Origin of the sequence: Brevundimonas sp. AJA228-03, assembly GCF_017795885.1 — a bacterium.
In the GTDB taxonomy this organism is placed as follows: domain Bacteria; phylum Pseudomonadota; class Alphaproteobacteria; order Caulobacterales; family Caulobacteraceae; genus Brevundimonas.
In genome coordinates this window covers 453,892-470,105 of sequence record NZ_CP059297.1, presented here as the reverse complement: position 1 = coordinate 470,105, position 16,214 = coordinate 453,892, and the positions used below count along the sequence as shown (strand labels likewise).

Below are 16,214 nucleotides of genomic sequence, written 5' to 3'. Positions count from 1 at the left end.
TCAGCCATGAATCTGTACGATCTGGCTCGCGGTCTTCACATCCTCGCTGTCATCGCCTGGATGGCAGGCCTGCTGTTTCTGCCGCGGCTCTATGCCTATGACGCCGAACAGGCCGACAAGACCGAGCCTTTGAAGACGGAGATGCGGACGCTGCTGCGGCTGTGGCAGGGGCGGATGCTGAAGATCATCCTGCATCCAGCCATGGGTCTGGCCCTGATCTTCGGCCTGTGGCTGATCCATCTGGATGTGCAGATGCGCGGGGTGGCCTTTCTGGTCGAGCCCTGGATGGTCGCCAAGCTGATCGGGGTCGTGCTGCTGCTGGCCTGGCATGTCTATCTGGTGGCGGAGCGCAGGAAGATCCTGGCCGGGACATCGGTCCGGACCTCGAAATTCTGGCGCATGACCAATGAGGTGCCGTTCGTCCTGGCCATCGTCATGGTGCTGTCGGTAACGACGGAGTGGACGTTCTGATCCGCCACGCTTGACCCGGACCCCTGGTTCGTGGTTCCGCTGGAGTCGAGGCGTCGTTCTGCGGCGCTGCCCTTCTCTTCGCGTCGACCGATCGCTGGCAGATGCCGCCCCCGGACCCGCCGCTCCCCCTCGGCCGTCAGGCCACACCCTTCCAATCGTCCCCGCCTGACGTCGTCCGACGCCGGGGCGGGACGGCGTGAATCCCGAGTTCCGACATGACCGACGTCCGCGACACCTCCAACGACAGCCCCGAAACCGAGGCGCTGGATGCCTTGACGCCCGAGGATACGTCCCGGGCCGATAGGTCCCAGGCCGACGGAGCCAACGACGCCGACGTGGCGGCCGACATCGGTGACGATGCCGACGACGAGGGCGAGTCCGTCGTCCCCTCCGGCCGGATCACCCTGCAGGAACTGAACGACAAGTCGCCGGTCGAACTGGTGGCCTTCGCCGAGCAGCTGGACATCGAGAACGCCTCGAACCTGCGCAAACAGGACCTGCTGTTCGCGATCCTGAAGACCCTGGCCGACGAAGAGGTCGAGATCATCGCCTCCGGTACGCTGGAGATGCTGCCCGACGGCTTCGGCTTCCTGCGCTCGCCCGATGCGAATTATCTTCCGGGACCGGATGATGTCTATGTCTCGCCGTCCCAGATCCGCCGGTTTGGTCTCCGGTCGGGCGACACGGTCCATGGCGCGGTCCGCGGGCCCCGGGAGGGCGAGCGCTATTTCGCCCTGCTGAAGGTCGATACGATCAATTTCGAGGATCCCGAGACCGTCCGCACCAAGGTCAATTTCGACAATCTGACGCCGCTGTATCCCAACGAGCGGCTGATCATGGAAATCCAGGACCCGACCCTGCGGGATCGCTCCGGCCGGGTCATCGACATCGTCGCCCCGCTGGGCAAGGGCCAGCGCTGCCTGATCGTCGCCCCGCCGCGCGTCGGCAAGACGGTGATGCTGCAGAACATCGCCAAGTCGATCGAGGCCAACCATCCGGAGGTTGCCCTGATCGTCCTGCTGATCGACGAGCGGCCCGAAGAGGTCACCGACATGCAGCGGACGGTGAAGGGTGAGGTCGTGGCCTCCACCTTCGACGAGCCGGCCACCCGCCACGTCGCTGTGGCCGAGATGGTGATCGAGAAGGCCAAGCGCCTGGTCGAGCACAAGCGCGACGTTGTCATCCTGCTGGACTCGGTCACGCGCCTGGGCCGGGCCTATAACGCCACGGTGCCCTCGTCGGGCAAGGTCCTGACTGGCGGCGTGGATGCCAATGCCCTGCAGCGGCCCAAGCGGTTCTTCGGTGCGGCGCGAAATGTGGAAGAGGGCGGCAGCCTGACCATCATCGCCACCGCCCTGATCGATACCGGCAGCCGGATGGACGAGGTCATCTTCGAAGAGTTCAAGGGCACGGGGAACTCGGAAATCGTGCTGGACCGCAAGGTGGCCGACAAGCGCATCTTCCCCGCCATCGACGTGCTGAAGTCCGGCACCCGAAAGGAGGAGCTGATCACGCCGAAGGACCAGTTGACCAAGACCTATGTGCTGCGCCGCATCCTGAACCCCATGGGACCGCAGGACGCGATCGAATTCCTGCTCGACAAGCTACGTCAGTCCAAGAACAACGCCGACTTCTTCCAGTCGATGAACACCTGATCGGCTTTCCTCCCTGTTCGCGGTGCGCACGGGGAGGAGACATTCACGGGATCAGCAGGGTAGAGCCCGTCGTCTGTCGCCCGGCGAGCGCCTCGTGCGCTTCCCGGACCTGATCCAACCGGAAGGTCTGGCCGATCTCGACCGTTATGGCACCCGACTGTATCATCGCGAACAGGGCGCCGGCGCTTTCGTCCAGTTCCTCCGTCGTGGCCACATAGTCGAACAGGGTCGGGCGGGTCAGGAACAGCGACCCCCCGCGAGAGAGCCGGAGCGGCTCGATCGGCGGGACGGGCCCGGAGGCGTTTCCGAAACTGACCAGCAGGCCCCTGCGGCTCAGGCTGGCGAGAGAGGATTCCAGCGTATCCCGGCCCACTGAATCGTAGACGACCGCGCAGCCCAGGCCGTCGGTGAGGGCCCTGACCCGCCCGGCGATGTCGTCGGTCTTGTAGAGGATCACATGGTCGCAGCCGTGGGCGCGTGCGATGTTGGCCTTGGACTCGTCGCCGACCGTGCCGATGACGGTGGCTCCCAGCGAGTGGAGCCACTGACACAGGATCAACCCCACTCCGCCGGCCGCCGCATGGACGAGAACGGCGTCTCCCTGTTTCACGTGAAACACGCGCCTGGCCAGGCACTCGGAGGTCATACCCTTCAGCATGACTGCCGCCGCCGTCTTCAGGGGTACGTCGGCGGGAAACCGGACGGCGCGGCCCGCATCGACGACGTGAGCTTCGGCATAGGCTCCGATCGGTCCTGTTCCGTAGGCGGCGCGGTCGCCGACGCTGAATCGGGTCACGCCATCGCCGATCGCCTCGACGATCCCTGCGCCCTCCAGACCGAGACCGGTGGGAAAGGACAGGGGATAGAGGCCGGTCCGGTGATAGATATCGATGAAGTTCAGTCCGATCGCTTCGTGCCGGATCAGGATCTGACCCGGGCCTGGTACAGGGGTCTCGACCTCCTGAAGCTCCAGAACCTCCGGTCCTCCGGCACGGGAGAGACGAATGGCACGCATGGGAGGGTTCCTTTGATCGGGCGGTTCGGCCTATGACGGGCCTCCGAGAGGTTGGAGCGTCAGAATGAAAGTCAAGATCGAGGCCGAGTGCACACCGGAAGAAGCCCGTGCCTTTCTGGGCCTGCCGGATGTCACGGTTCTGAACGACCAGCTGGTCAGCGAGATGAAGACCCGGATGGATGCAAACCTCACCGCCATGCAGCCGGAAGAGCTGATGAAGACCTGGACCAGCTTCGGACTGCAGGCCCAGGATCAGTTCCGCCAGATGATGTCGGTCGTCACCCAGGTGCCGAAGGCCTGATTCGACGTTGACCGACACCATCTTCGCCCTGGCGACCCCGCCCGGCCGGGGAGCGATCGCCATCCTGCGCCTCGCCGGACCCGGTACTGATGCGGCGCTGGCAGGCCTTGGGGTGGGACCCGTGCCGGCTCGGGTCGCATCGCTGCGAACACTTCGGCATGGCGCAGAGGTTATCGACAAGGCGCTGGTGCTGCGCTTCCCCGCGCCGAACAGCTACACCGGAGAGCACTGCGCCGAACTGCATCTCCACGGCGGCCGCGCCGTGGTCGAGGCGGCGAGCAGAGCCCTGATCGCTCTGGGCGTGCGCCCCGCCGATCCCGGCGAGTTCACGCGCCGCGCTTTCGAGAACGGGCGGATGGACCTGGCCCAGGCCGAAGCGGTTGCCGATCTTATCGACGCCGAAACGACGGCCCAGGCGGCCCAGGCCCTGGGTCAGCTCGAAGGCGCGCTGTCGCAGGCCTATGCCGGGTTCCGGCGCGATCTGTTGAAGGCCCTGGCTCTTGTCGAGGCCGAGATCGACTTTCCCGACGATGATGTGCCCGACCAACTGGCGCGAACCGCCGGGCCGGTGCTGGACAGTCTGATCGAAGATCTGACGGCAGCCCTGGCCGATGCCGATCGGGGGCGACGGGTGCGAGAGGGCTATCGCATCGTCCTGATCGGCGAGACCAATGCCGGGAAGTCGGCTCTGTTCAACGCCCTGGTCGCGCGCGAGGCCGCCATCGTCACGCCGATCGCCGGAACGACGCGGGATGTGCTGGATGCCGACATCGTCATCGGCGGCTATGCCGTGACCCTGTCGGACACCGCCGGTCTTCGCGACAGCGACGATCTGGTCGAGGCCGAGGGCGTCCGTCGTGCGCGCGCCCGGGCACAGGCCGCAGACCTTCGCCTCTGGGTGCGAGGGCCCGGCGACCCGGAGGGCGACGCGGCGACCTTCGTTCGGAGCGAGGACCTCGTTGTCTGGACCAAGGCCGATCTGCCGACGGCCGATCTCTCCCGCCCGGGGTTTGCCGTCAGCGCTACCACGGGGGCGGGACTTGGCCGTCTCCGCGACGCTATTCAGGCCCGGCTTGAGCGGGATCTGTCGGGCTCGGATTTCCCGGCCGTGACCCGCGAACGGCATCGCCGACGGCTGACGGAGTCGCTGGCGGCGATCGAGGCCGGGCGCATGCGGCTGCTCGATGCCCCGGAGCTGGCCGGAGACGATCTTCGCCGGGCAGCGGAGGCTCTGGGCCGGGTCACGGGCGAGATCGGGGTCGAGGACATCCTCGGAGAGGTTTTCTCCACCTTCTGTATCGGCAAATAGCCCGGCCTGGCCGCCCTCTCTGTTTCACGTGAAACAGTGGGGTGAGTGGCGTTCGGCTGTGGTTTCGCCTATGTCCCCGCTCATGAGCTCCCCCACTGCCTTCGATGTCATCGTGATCGGCGGCGGCCATGCCGGCTGCGAGGCCGCGGCCGCCTCCGCCCGGACCGGCGCGCGCACCCTGTTGTTGACCCAGACGCTGGAAACCATCGGTGAGATGAGCTGCAACCCGGCCATCGGCGGCCTGGGCAAGGGCCATCTGGTACGCGAGATCGATGCGCTCGACGGTCTGATGGGACGGCTGGCCGATGTGTCCGGCATTCAGTTCCGCATGCTGAACCGGTCGAAAGGTGCGGCTGTGCGCGGACCTCGAAGCCAGATCGACCGCCGTCTGTACCGCGAGGCCATGCAGGCCGAACTCGCATCGACGCCGAATCTGACCCTGATGGCCGGGACGGCCGAGGCCCTGATTCTGGACAGTGACCGCGTGGTGGGCGTGACGACGGGCGAGGCTGTGGCGCTGCGGGCCGGGGCCGTCGTTCTGACGACAGGCACCTTCCTGAACGGGGTCATCCATCAGGGCGATGTCCGAACGCCTGCCGGCCGACATGGCGAGGCCCCCTCGACCGGCCTCGCCCGGGATCTTTATGGTGCCGGCCTGAAGATGGGTCGATTGAAGACCGGCACGCCCGCTCGTCTGGACGGCCGCACCATCGGCTGGGACAGGCTGGAGATGCAGGCGGCCGATGCGGAGCCGGTCCCCTTCAGCTTCCTGACCGATCGGATCACGGTGCCCCAGATCGCCTGCGGCATCACCCAGACGACCGAAGACACACACGCCATCATCGCCGCCAACCTGGGTGAGAGCGCTGTCTATGGCGGTCATCTGACCGGACGGGGTCCGCGCTATTGTCCGTCGATCGAGGACAAGGTGGTGCGGTTCGCCGACAAGACCTCGCATCAGGTCTTTCTTGAGCCCGAGGGACTGGACGATCCGACGGTCTATCCGAACGGCATTTCGACGTCGGTCTCGCCCGAGACCCAGATGGCCTTCCTGAAGACGATGCCCGGACTTGAAACCGTCGACGTGTTGCGGTTCGGCTATGCGATCGAATATGATTATGTCGATCCGCGCGAGCTGACCCCGGCGCTGGAGGTGAAGCGTCGGCCGGGCCTGTTTCTGGCCGGTCAGATCAATGGTACAACCGGGTATGAGGAAGCCGGCGCTCAAGGGTTGATCGCGGGTCTGAACGCAGCGCGAGCGGCGGCTGGATCGGCCGAAATCGTTCTGGCGCGGGACCAGGCCTATATCGGCGTGATGATCGACGATCTGGTCACACGGGGTGTGACCGAGCCCTACCGGATGTTCACCAGCCGGGCCGAATACAGGTTGACGCTGCGCGCCGACAATGCGGATCAACGGTTAACGCCGGTCGGCATCACGGCCGGGATCGTGTCGGGCGTGCGCCGGTCGGCCTTCGAGACCAAGGCCGCCGCGCTTGCGGTTGCCACCACCATGGTTCGGGATACCCGGTTCACGCCGAACGAGGCCCAGGGTCTGGGAATCGCGGTCAATGCCGACGGCCAGCGCCGCTCGATGCGCGATCTGCTGGCCTATCCGGGTGTGAGCCTGACGCAGTTCGAAGTCGCCTATCCGGTGATCCAGTCCTGGCCGGCGGCCATCCGTGAACAGGTCGAGATCGATGCGGGCTATGCCGGATATCTGGATCGCCAGACGGCCGATGCCGAGGCCCTGCGTCGGGAGGAGGCGCTGACCCTGCCGGCCAACCTGGACTATGCGGCGATCGGCGGTCTGTCGAATGAGGTGCGCGAGAAGCTGTCGATGGTCCAGCCCCGGACCCTGGGGCAGGCCGGTCGGATCGAGGGGGTCACCCCGGGCGCGCTGACGGCCCTGCTGTCGCATGTGAAACGGACGGCGGTCGCGGCCTGATGACCGCCGACGAGTTTCAACGTCTGACCGGGGCCTGGCCGGAGCGGATGGCCGATCTCGAGCGGTTCCGGGTCATGCTGACCGAGGCGAACGCGGTCATGAATCTGGTCGGGCCCGACAGCCTGCCGGACTTCTGGAACCGCCATGCCTGGGACTCGGCCCAGTTGATCGATCTGGCCGGATTGGGCAGGACCTGGGCGGATCTGGGCGCGGGCGCAGGGTTTCCGGGTGTCGTGCTGGCCGTGCTGGCCAAGGGGCGTCCGGGATCGCACGTCTGGCTGATCGATTCACTGCAGAAACGCTGCCGTTTCCTGCAGACGGTCGTCGACCAACTCGCGCTTCCGGCGACCGTTGTCTGGGGCCGGGCCGAGGCGCAGACGCTGAAGGTCGACATCGTAACGGCGCGCGCGGTGGCCCCGATGGAGAAGCTGCTGGGTTATGCACAGCCCTGTCTGTCTCGCGGTGCACAAGGTCTGTTTCTCAAGGGAGAGAAGGCCGAGGTCGAGTTGCAGGAGGCGTCCAAGGTCTGGCAAGTGGAGGCCGATCTCACTGTCTCGCGCAGCGACCCGCGCGGGCGCATCGTGACCGTCCGGAGCGCCAAACGCCGTGTCTAGCATGACCAAGACCGCCCGCGTCCTCGCCGTCTCGAACCAGAAGGGCGGGGTCGGCAAGACCACCACTGCGATCAACCTCGGCACGGCCCTGGCCGCGATCGGCGAGAAGGTCCTGATCGTTGACATGGACCCCCAGGGCAACGCCTCCACGGGTCTGGGCGTTCCACGTGAAACACGACGCATCACCATCTACGATGTCATCGTCGATGGACGGTCCGTCCATGACGCGGCCGTACCGACGACGGTTCCCGGCCTGCACATCATTCCTGCCGATGCCGATATGTCGGGCGTCGAGATCGAACTGAGTCACGCGGACAGGCGTTCCTACCGTCTGCGCGACGCGCTGATGCGGCAGGGCGAGGCCGGCAGCACCGGGTATGACTATGTCCTGATCGACTGCCCGCCATCGCTGAACCTGCTGACGCTCAACGCCATGTCAGCGGCCGACGGTGTGCTGGTCCCGTTGCAGTGCGAGTTCTTCGCCCTGGAAGGGCTGACCCAGTTGATGAAGACCATCGACATGGTCCGACAGTCCTTGAATCCGTCGCTTGAGATCCAGGGGCTGGTCCTGACCATGTACGACCGCCGCAATGCCCTGTCGGGGCAGGTGGCGGCGGACGTGAGGGCCCATTTCGGCGACAAGGTCTATGAGGCGGTGATTCCCAGGAACGTCCGGGTCTCGGAGGCGCCGTCATTCGGGAAGCCCGTCCTGATCTATGACCTCAAATGCTCCGGCAGCCAGGCCTATCTGCGCCTGGCAAAGGAAGTGGTCGGCCGCGAGCGGCGCCGTCTGAAATCCCTCGCTGCCGCCTGATAACGAAACGGAATCAATATCTTGTCTGAACGTCAAAGAGGTCTTGGTCGCGGTCTGTCGGCGCTGCTGGGAGAGCCCGTGGCCGAAACCCCCGTGCCCGTGACCGGTGGCCAGCCGGTGCCCGGCGGCGTGCAGATGGCACCGATCGAGAGCCTCAAACCCAATCCCGATCAGCCCCGCAAGATCTTTACCCAGTCCGATCTGGATGAACTGGCGACCTCGATCCGCGACAAGGGTGTGCTTCAGCCGATCCTTGTCCGGACCCAGCCTGGCGAGGACGGAGTCTGGCAGATCATCGCCGGAGAGCGGCGCTGGCGGGCCTCCCAGGCCGCGCGCCTCACGGAGGTGCCGATCGTCGTGCGCGAGATGGACGACGTCGAGGTCTTCGAGGTCGCGATCATCGAGAATGTCCAGCGGGCGGACCTCAATCCGCTGGAGGAGGCCGACGCCTATCGCATGCTGATGGAGCGGTTCGGGCGAACGCAGGACGCCGTGGCCGGGATCGTGGGCAAGAGCCGCAGTCATGTGGCCAATACCCTGCGTCTGCTCCAGCTGCCCGAGGAGGTGCTCTGGTTCGTGCGGCACGGAAAGCTCAGCGCCGGCCACGCCAGAGCCCTGATCACGGCCCCTGACCCCGGTGCCCTGGCCGCCCAGGTCGAGCGCGACGGCCTCAATGTGCGTCAGACCGAGGCCCTGGCCAGACGCGCGGCCCAGGGTCCCGCAAAGGCAAAGGCAGGGGCAGGCGGTACCAGAACGGGGCTGGCCTCGGCCGACACTGCGGCGCTGCAACAGGATCTGGCCGATGCCCTGGGTCTGAAGGTGGCGCTGTCGGACCGCGGCGGGCGGGGTGAGCTGACCCTGTCCTATGCCAGCCTGGAACAGCTCGACGACCTGTGCCGCCGGTTGATGAAGGCCTGATCCGGCAACTGTGCTAGGGTGGGCGAATGACCGACATGCCCGAAACTGCATCCGAAGCCCTGAAACGCGTCCTGGCCGCCAAGAAGGCCAATGCCCCGGCCCACGCCGGTATGTCCGGCGGCAAGTCCGAAGAACGCGCCGTGGCCGCCAGGAATGTCACCCTGGCCAAGCCCGCCTTCCGCAAGGCGTCGAAGCGGGGCTGAGGTCGTCTACAGCCCCAGCCGCCGGGCGCGACCCGCGATTTCCAGCAGCAGCCGTTCGGCGATCAGGTGTTCCGGCATGCCGGTCGTCTTGGTGGCGATGTCGGCCGTGTTGACACTGTCCTGGACGATGTCGAGCTCCTCCAGTCGCCAGGCCCGGGCCTGACGCAGCATTTCCGCCTCCTGCTTCCAGAATACGCCCGCTGCCCTGGCCGCCTCCTTGGCGCCGGCCCCAGAAAGCTGCAAGACATTGATCCGACGAAGCTTTCCGAGGTGGATCGAGGCCGAGCGGACCGCCATGACCGCACTTTCGCCCTCGGCCAGGGCGCGGCGTAGGCCGCTCTGGGCCGGGGCGGGTCTGCCGCCGAAGGCCTGAAGCGCGGCATCGGCCAGGGATGCGTCCGCTTCCACCCCCAGATGCGCCTCCAGTTCCTCCAGGTCGATCGTGCGGCCGGAGCCCGGGCCGACATACAGCGCCAGACGCTCGATCTCCTGACGCATCAGGCCGCGCTCCCTGGGCAAACGCGCGACGAAGGCGGCGAGGGCGTCCGACGTCAGACCGACCTTGTCGGCGGCCAGGGCCTCGCGCGTCATCCGGGCGATGTCGCCGGCCTCGTCCTCATAGCAGGCGATCCCGACCGAGGCCTTGCCCGCCTCTGCAGCCTTGCGCAGGGCGGAGTCGCGGCCCAGCGCCCCGGCCTCTATGACCAGCATGGCGTCGGGATTGTAGCCGCCGTCGCCGTGGGTCTTCAGTGCCGCTGCCAGCATCCTGTCGATCGAGGCCTTGTCGGCCCCGAGCCGCACGCGGACCAGCCGTCGCCCGCCGATCATGCTGAGCGCCGTCAGGGCTTCCTCCAGCCGGGCCTCGTCCCCGTCGATGTCGCTGTCGGTCAGGACCGTGACGTTGAAGGGGTCATCCAGGTCGGGGGTGATGGCCCTGCACAGGATTTCGGCGCGTTCGGCGACGCCGGACCGGTCCTTGCCGTGGATCACGGCGGCGCAAATCCCGGCGTCGGGCCGCGACAGGAAGCGGTCCACCTCGGGCCGTTTGGCCAGGATCACTCGGCCAGGGCCCGCATCAGGTCCAGACGGATCATCCGGGCCAGTTCGGCGGCCGCGCGGTCCTCGCCGTCCTGCTGGGCTGCGATGGCGGCATAGGGCTGGTCGGCGGCAGCATAGGTGGTGGTCACGGTCTGGCTGCCGGTTCGGGGCGTTCCGCCCGACGTCGGGGTCAGGGCCCAGGTCCCGCGCACCGTCAGCTGGTAGCGGGTGGCGGTATCGTCAATCCGGCGACCCAGCGGGCGGCGGCTCTGCTCGACTGTGGTTTCAAGCCGATAGAGCGGGGCGGTGGCACGATCCCGGCCCAGGGCGTCCTCCAGCTGCTCTCGCAACCGATAGCCGAGGCGATCGTCCTGGGTCGTCACGGTGATACGGGACAAAGATGCAGAGGCCCCGGTGTCCCCGTACAACGGCGTGAAGCCGCATCCGGCCAGAAGCCCGGCGGCGACACCCAGGGCTGCAAGGCCGCGAACCGACATCTAGCCGGCCACCAGATTGACGATGCGGTCCGGCACGACGATCACCTTGCGGATGGATTGGCCCTGGCTCTCCAGATAGGCCTGAACGCCGGGATTGGCGAGTGCCTCGGCCTCGACGGTCCTTGCATCGGCCCCGCGCGGCATGGTGATCTCGCCCCGACGCTTGCCGTTGATCTGGATCGGCAGGACCACCTCATCATCGGCCGCCAGCGCCGGATCGAAGACCGGCCAAGGGGCATCCAGCACCATCCCGGTCTTGCCCAGGCGGGTCCAGCCTTCCTCGGCCAGATGCGGCGTGAAGGGGGCGATCAGCCGGGCCAGGGCCGACAGGGCCTCGCGCCGGGCGGGGCCGGAGGCCGTGTCATGGTCGCGCAGGGTGGCGACGAAGGCATAGAGCTTGGCGATGGCCGAGTTGAAGCGGAAGCCCTCGACCCCCTCGGACACGGCCTTGATGGCCTTGTGGGTTTCCTTCTGCAGGGCCGCATCCTGGGCCGGATCGCCGGTTGCCGTGGCGTCGAAGCTGTCGAACAGGGACCAGACGCGCTGGACGAAGCGGCTGGCACCCTCGACGCCGCCGGGGGTCCACTGGACGTCGCGTTCGGGCGGGCTGTCGGACAGGACGAACAGGCGGCCGGCGTCCACGCCGTGCGAGTCGAGGATTTCCTGCGGCGCGACGACGTTCTTTCTGGACTTGGACATCTTCTCGATGTCGCCGATGACCAGGGTCTCGCCGGTGGACAGCTGGCGGGCGCTGCGGACCCCGGCGGTATTGGCCAGATCGACGTCGGTCGGCTCGACCCAGGCCCCGTCGGCCCGCCGATAGGTCTCGTGGACCACCATCCCTTGCGTGAACAGGCCGGCGAAGGGCTCTTTCACCGACAGCATGCCGGCGTCGGACAGGGCGCGTGTGATGAACCGGGCATACAGCAGGTGCAGGACCGCGTGCTCGACCCCGCCGATATACTGGTCGACGGCCAGCCAGCGGTCGGCGGCGGCCTTACTGATCGGCTCGGCCGCCGTCGGATCGGTGAAACGGGCGAAATACCAGCTGGAATCGACGAAGGTATCGAGCGTGTCGGTCTCGCGTGTCGAATCGGCTCCGCAGGACGGACATTTGACGTGCTTCCAGGTCGGATGGCGGTCCAGCGGATTGCCGGGGACGTCGAAGGTCACGTCGTCCGGCAGGACGACGGGCAGCTGATCGGCCGGGACCTCGACCACGCCGCAGGCGGCGCAATGAACGATGGGGATGGGGCAGCCCCAGTAGCGCTGGCGGGACACGCCCCAGTCGCGCAGGCGATAGATGGTGGTGCCCTTGCCGTGATCGGAGGCCTCCAGGTGGCGAATCGCCTCGGCCTTGGCCGCCTCGACCGACAGGCCGTCCAGAAAGTCCGAATTGAAGATCGTGCCCGGGCCGACATAGGCCTCGGTGCCGATCTCGACGTCCTCCGCCCCGTCAGGACGGACCACGGGTACGACCGGCAGATCGTATTTGCGGGCGAAGTCCAGGTCGCGCTGGTCATGGCCCGGGCAACCGAAAATGGCGCCCGATCCATAGGTCGACAGGACGAAATTCGCCGCCCAGACCGGCACGGTGCGCCCGGGATCGAACGGATGACGGACGCGCAGGCCCAAGTCGATGCCCAGCTTTTCCGCCTTTTCGATATCGGCCTCGCTGGTGCCGGTCCGGGCGCAGGCCTTCACGAAGGCGGCGACATCCGGACGGTGTTCGGCGATCGCCTTCGTCAGGGGATGGTCGGGCGCCAGGGCCAGGAAGCTGGCCCCGAACAGGGTATCGGGCCGGGTTGTATAGACCTCGACCGGGTCGCGGTCATGGCTGGGCTGGCCGTCCGGTGCGGCGGGCAGGAACCCGGGACCCTCGGCGATGTCCCACCAGACGGTGGCCCCGCGGCTCTTGCCGATCCAGTTCTCCTGCATCAGCCGGACCTTGTCGGGCCAGCGATCCAGGTCCTTGAGGCCCTCGATCAGGTCGTCGGCATAGTCGGTGATGCGCAGGAACCACTGGTTCAGCTTGCGCTTCTCGACCGGGGCTCCGGAGCGCCAGCCGCGACCGTCCACGACCTGTTCGTTGGCCAGGACGGTATTGTCGACCGGATCCCAGTTGACAACCGAGTCCTTGCGATAGGCCAGACCCCGCCTGAACAGCTCCAGGAACCAGGCCTGCTGCTTGCCATAGTAGGCGGGATCGCAGGTGGCGAACTCCCTCGACCAGTCCAGCGAAAGACCCAGCAGTTTCAGCTGATCGCGCATGGAGGCGATGTTGGAATAGGTCCATGCGCCGGGGTGAATTCCCCGCTCCATGGCGGCATTCTCGGCCGGCAGACCAAAGGCATCCCAGCCCATCGGATGCAGGACGTCATACCCCTGGGCCCGCTTGTGACGCGCCACCACGTCGCCCATCACATAGTTGCGGGCGTGACCCATGTGGATGTTCCCCGACGGATAGGGAAACATTTCAAGGACATAGTATTTCGGGCGACCCGTGTCGCGGGTGACGAAGGCACCCGCCTCCGCCCAGCGGGCCTGCTGACGGGGTTCGGCGGTCTTGGGATCGTAGCGGGTCGAAGAGGCGGACACGGGATTCCTTGTCGAGTCTCCTCCCTGTCGCCCCTGTGGCGACGGGGAGGTGGATCGGCGGCGAAAGCCGACGAGACGGAGGGGTTCTTGAAGCGGACTCGGTCATGGGGCGTCAAGAACCCCTCCGTCTGCTCGCCAGGAGGCTCGCATCCACCTCCCCTTTCGCCAAGGGGCGAATGGGGAGGAGACGAGTCCTAACCCGCGTTGGACAGGTTCAGCTGGCGCGCCTTGGTCAGGATCGCGTTTTCCAGATCGGCCTCGGTCTGGGCGGCGACCGGCGCGCCGGTCCAGGCCCCCGAGGCGTCCTTGACCTCCCTGGTCACGGTGACGTTGAGGGCATCGGCGCGCAGACGGGTGTCGAGGATGAAGACCGTGGCCTTGAACCGCTCGTTCGGGGTCTGGGGATTGATGTACCAGTCATAGTTGACGACGCCGCCCCACGGGTCGGCGGTCAGCAGGGGCATGAAGCTGAGCGTGTCCAGGGTGGCACGCCACAGATAGCCGTTGACGCCGATCCCCTGCTGGGCATTGGCCCGGGGAGTCGGTCGATCGCCGATGAAGGGCAGGCTGCCGCACCCCGCCAGAACCAGACCGCCGAGGGCCAGGGCCGTGGCCGCTACGACCGTCTTGCCGCGAACATACGCCATTCGTCTTGTCTCCATCCCAGGATCGACCCATGGCCCCTTCGGGACACGGGCACCTCGACGTCCCCATTGAAGGGCGCGCAGCGAAGCAAGGCTCTATAACACGCTGAAAAGGGGCGATGACAAGGCAATGGCGTTCCGGTCGCCCCGACGGCGCTCGACGCCGGCCACTCGCCGTTCGGGCGAACGCCTTCCTGACGCATTCCCGTGACGCTTGCGCCACAGAGGGAGCCTAGAGTCGCTGCAACCGGGATCGTTCGACGGGGTTCCATTGACCGGGCGGACCACCGGTGTCTAATCGGTGTGTTCTCGGCGAAAACGCCGGTTCAGAAAAAAGGTCCGGCGACGAAACGTCGGACTCAAGGGTTGGAAATGCGGCTTCGCGTCGTCATCGCCGGATTGTTCATCGCCGCCGCCATCTCTGGCGTCGCGGGCGAAGCCGCTGCGCAATCGCGCTCGCGCGTCCCGGCCGTCAGCCTGTCCGAAGCCAGTGCGGCCCGCAACAGCGTCGCGCCGTCGACGCCGCGCCGTGGCCTGCGCTGGAACGCGAACGGTCGCTGGGGTCTGGATTTCAACCTGAACCAGCCTGTCGGTCGCGAAACCCGCTGGGGTGATGTGGAGGCGGGCGCCTACTACCGCCTGTCGCCGTCGCTCCGCGTCGGCGCCGCCGCCGGTCTGGCCCCGGCCGAGCAGGATCCGGCGCGCGCAGCCGAAACCGATCGCCGCGCCCAGCCGCGCGTCCGCCTCGAGACCCTGTTCCGATTCTAGACGGCGAAGGCTTCGGCGATGCTGGAGACGGCTGCCACCCCCGTGGCGCCCGTTCGCACCAGATCCGCCACAGTGTCGGCCGTGATGCCGCCCAGCGCGATGACCGGCCGGTTCGCCGCTACGTCGGCCAGCGCCTGGACGCCAAGGGCGGTTCTGGCGGAGGAGGCCCCGCCTGCCGGAAAGACGGGAGACAGGACGACCGCGTCGAGATCGCGGGCCGCCAGAGCCGCCTCGACCGAATGCACAGCTGCGGTCAGGATCCAGTCCGGTCGCCGTCCCGACAGCGCATAGGCCGCCGACAACGCCCGCTCGGGCAGATGAAGCCCGTCCGCGCCTACGGCCTCGGCCAGGGCGCTGTCCATGCCGATCAGCAGGGCCATGCCGCGTTCTGCCGTCACGGTCCGAAGTCGGTCGGCCGTGTCCCGGGCATCGTTCGCGCCGAAGGACCGGTAGACGACACCCGACCCTGCCGGCATGCGCGCGACGATCTCCCACGGCCTGGGCGTCCGCCGGGGATCGGTAAAGAACAGCAGGGGCGGCACCCGCGACGGCGCGCCCCCCCTGACAGCGGCGGCCGCACGGGCTAAGGCCCGGGCACCGGCCCACAGTCGCGTGGCCGCCGTGCCCATCATTACCGGCTCAGTCATGACCGCCTCTTTGCCCGCTTCCGCTCCCGCGTCCAGCGACCCCGGCTTCACGGGACGGCTGACGGCCGTCCGGGCCCGGATGACGGCAGCGGCCACAGCCGCCGGCCGCGACCCGTCCTCGATCATCCTGACCGCCGTGTCCAAGACCCAACCCCCCGAGGCCATCGATGCGGCTCTGGCGGCCGGACTGCGCGTGTTCGGCGAGAACCGGGTGCAGGAGGCCCAGGGGCGCTGGCTGGACCGGCGCGCCCGACGGCCTGATCTGGAACTGCGCCTGATCGGGCCCTTGCAATCCAACAAGGCCGAGGATGCCGTGGCCCTGTTCGACGTAATCGAGACGCTGGACCGCGAAAAGCTGGTCGGGGCCCTGGTCTCGGCGGCATCGAAGACCGGACGGTCGCCGCGCCTGCTGGTCCAGGTCAATACCGGCGAGGAGCCGCAGAAGGCCGGGGTCGCGCCGCGGCAGGCCGATGCCCTGATCGCCCTGGCGCGGGCTCAGGGGCTGACAGTGGAGGGGCTGATGGCCATTCCGCCGACCGACGAGGAGCCCATCCTGCATTTCGCCCTGTTGAAGAAAATCGCGGAACGGAACGGACTGGGCGTCCTGTCGATGGGGATGAGCGGCGATTACGAGGCCGCGATCCGGCTGGGCGCGACCCATGTCCGGATCGGATCGGCGCTGTTCGGGGAACGAAACCCGGTCCAGATGCCCTCCAGGCCCTGATTTCGGACCAATTTCCGGCACCGCCTTGGCGTTTGCCTCAAGCCTCGCCA

The 16,214-nt window shown here is 67.3% G+C and carries 17 protein-coding genes; 11 read left to right on the top strand and 6 right to left on the bottom strand.

Annotated elements, in window-relative coordinates:
* Positions 1-6 precede the first annotated feature (6 nt).
* Both HZ989_RS02475 and rho read left to right on the top strand, forming a co-directional pair.
* Complete coding sequence (locus HZ989_RS02475) at positions 7-471, top strand: CopD family protein (protein ID WP_209322072.1); 465 nt, start codon at positions 7-9, stop codon at positions 469-471.
* A 215-nt stretch (positions 472-686) separates the two neighbouring features.
* The gene (rho, locus tag HZ989_RS02470; protein ID WP_209322071.1) at positions 687-2,126 is read left to right on the top strand and encodes a transcription termination factor Rho; all 1,440 of its coding nucleotides are present in this window, start codon (positions 687-689) and stop codon (positions 2,124-2,126) included.
* A 43-nt stretch (positions 2,127-2,169) separates the two neighbouring features.
* Here rho and HZ989_RS02465 read toward each other — a convergent pair whose 3' ends face one another.
* Entirely contained in the window at positions 2,170-3,141 is a 972-nt protein-coding gene (locus HZ989_RS02465) for a quinone oxidoreductase (RefSeq protein ID WP_209322070.1), read from the bottom strand.
* A gap of 64 nt (positions 3,142-3,205) precedes the next feature.
* On the opposite strand from HZ989_RS02465, the gene HZ989_RS02460 reads away from it, so the two are divergent.
* From HZ989_RS02460 to HZ989_RS02430, 7 genes are all read left to right on the top strand, one after another.
* On the top strand, positions 3,206-3,442 hold the full coding sequence (locus tag HZ989_RS02460) for a DUF6489 family protein (protein WP_209322069.1): 237 nt from the start codon (positions 3,206-3,208) through the stop codon (positions 3,440-3,442).
* 7 nt (positions 3,443-3,449) lie between these two features.
* Positions 3,450-4,751, top strand: a complete 1,302-nt coding sequence (mnmE, locus tag HZ989_RS02455; protein ID WP_209322068.1) for a tRNA uridine-5-carboxymethylaminomethyl(34) synthesis GTPase MnmE — start codon at positions 3,450-3,452, stop codon at positions 4,749-4,751.
* Positions 4,752-4,833: 82 nt separating this feature from the next.
* On the top strand, positions 4,834-6,699 hold the full coding sequence (gene mnmG, locus HZ989_RS02450; protein WP_209322067.1) for a tRNA uridine-5-carboxymethylaminomethyl(34) synthesis enzyme MnmG: 1,866 nt from the start codon (positions 4,834-4,836) through the stop codon (positions 6,697-6,699).
* Entirely contained in the window at positions 6,699-7,313 is a 615-nt protein-coding gene (gene rsmG, locus HZ989_RS02445; RefSeq protein ID WP_209322066.1) for a 16S rRNA (guanine(527)-N(7))-methyltransferase RsmG, read from the top strand. The genes mnmG and rsmG overlap by 1 nt, the downstream gene beginning before the upstream one ends.
* 1 nt (position 7,314) lies before the next feature.
* Positions 7,315-8,127, top strand: coding sequence for a ParA family protein (locus HZ989_RS02440; RefSeq protein WP_209322065.1), 813 nt, complete (start codon positions 7,315-7,317; stop codon positions 8,125-8,127).
* Between the two features lie 21 nt (positions 8,128-8,148).
* Complete coding sequence (locus HZ989_RS02435; protein WP_209322064.1) at positions 8,149-9,045, top strand: ParB/RepB/Spo0J family partition protein; 897 nt, start codon at positions 8,149-8,151, stop codon at positions 9,043-9,045.
* A gap of 26 nt (positions 9,046-9,071) precedes the next feature.
* The gene (locus tag HZ989_RS02430; protein WP_209322063.1) at positions 9,072-9,248 is read left to right on the top strand and encodes a hypothetical protein; all 177 of its coding nucleotides are present in this window, start codon (positions 9,072-9,074) and stop codon (positions 9,246-9,248) included.
* A 6-nt stretch (positions 9,249-9,254) separates the two neighbouring features.
* On the opposite strand, the gene holA is transcribed toward HZ989_RS02430, so the two are convergent.
* The 4 genes from holA to HZ989_RS02410 form a co-directional block, all read right to left on the bottom strand.
* Entirely contained in the window at positions 9,255-10,307 is a 1,053-nt protein-coding gene (holA, locus tag HZ989_RS02425; RefSeq protein WP_209322062.1) for a DNA polymerase III subunit delta, read from the bottom strand.
* Positions 10,304-10,783: an LPS assembly lipoprotein LptE gene (gene lptE / locus HZ989_RS02420; RefSeq protein ID WP_209322061.1), complete on the bottom strand. Its 480-nt coding sequence runs from the start codon at positions 10,781-10,783 to the stop codon at positions 10,304-10,306. Before lptE ends, holA begins: the two co-directional genes overlap by 4 nt.
* Positions 10,784-13,381, bottom strand: a complete 2,598-nt coding sequence (gene leuS, locus HZ989_RS02415; protein ID WP_209322060.1) for a leucine--tRNA ligase — start codon at positions 13,379-13,381, stop codon at positions 10,784-10,786.
* Between the two features lie 194 nt (positions 13,382-13,575).
* Positions 13,576-14,028 carry a DUF3576 domain-containing protein gene (locus tag HZ989_RS02410; RefSeq protein ID WP_209322059.1) on the bottom strand — a complete coding sequence of 151 codons (453 nt, stop codon included), beginning with the start codon at positions 14,026-14,028 and terminating at the stop codon, positions 13,576-13,578.
* Between the two features lie 369 nt (positions 14,029-14,397).
* On the opposite strand from HZ989_RS02410, the gene HZ989_RS02405 reads away from it, so the two are divergent.
* Positions 14,398-14,793, top strand: a complete 396-nt coding sequence (locus HZ989_RS02405; protein ID WP_209322058.1) for an NtrZ family periplasmic regulatory protein — start codon at positions 14,398-14,400, stop codon at positions 14,791-14,793.
* On the opposite strand, the gene HZ989_RS02400 is transcribed toward HZ989_RS02405, so the two are convergent.
* Entirely contained in the window at positions 14,790-15,440 is a 651-nt protein-coding gene (locus HZ989_RS02400; protein WP_209322057.1) for a thiamine phosphate synthase, read from the bottom strand. The genes HZ989_RS02405 and HZ989_RS02400 overlap by 4 nt on opposite strands.
* Between HZ989_RS02400 and HZ989_RS02395 the strand changes: the two genes are divergently transcribed.
* The gene (locus HZ989_RS02395) at positions 15,439-16,164 is read left to right on the top strand and encodes a YggS family pyridoxal phosphate-dependent enzyme (RefSeq protein WP_209322056.1); all 726 of its coding nucleotides are present in this window, start codon (positions 15,439-15,441) and stop codon (positions 16,162-16,164) included. The two genes, HZ989_RS02400 and HZ989_RS02395, sit on opposite strands and share 2 nt — an antisense overlap.
* Positions 16,165-16,214: the final 50 nt, after the last annotated feature.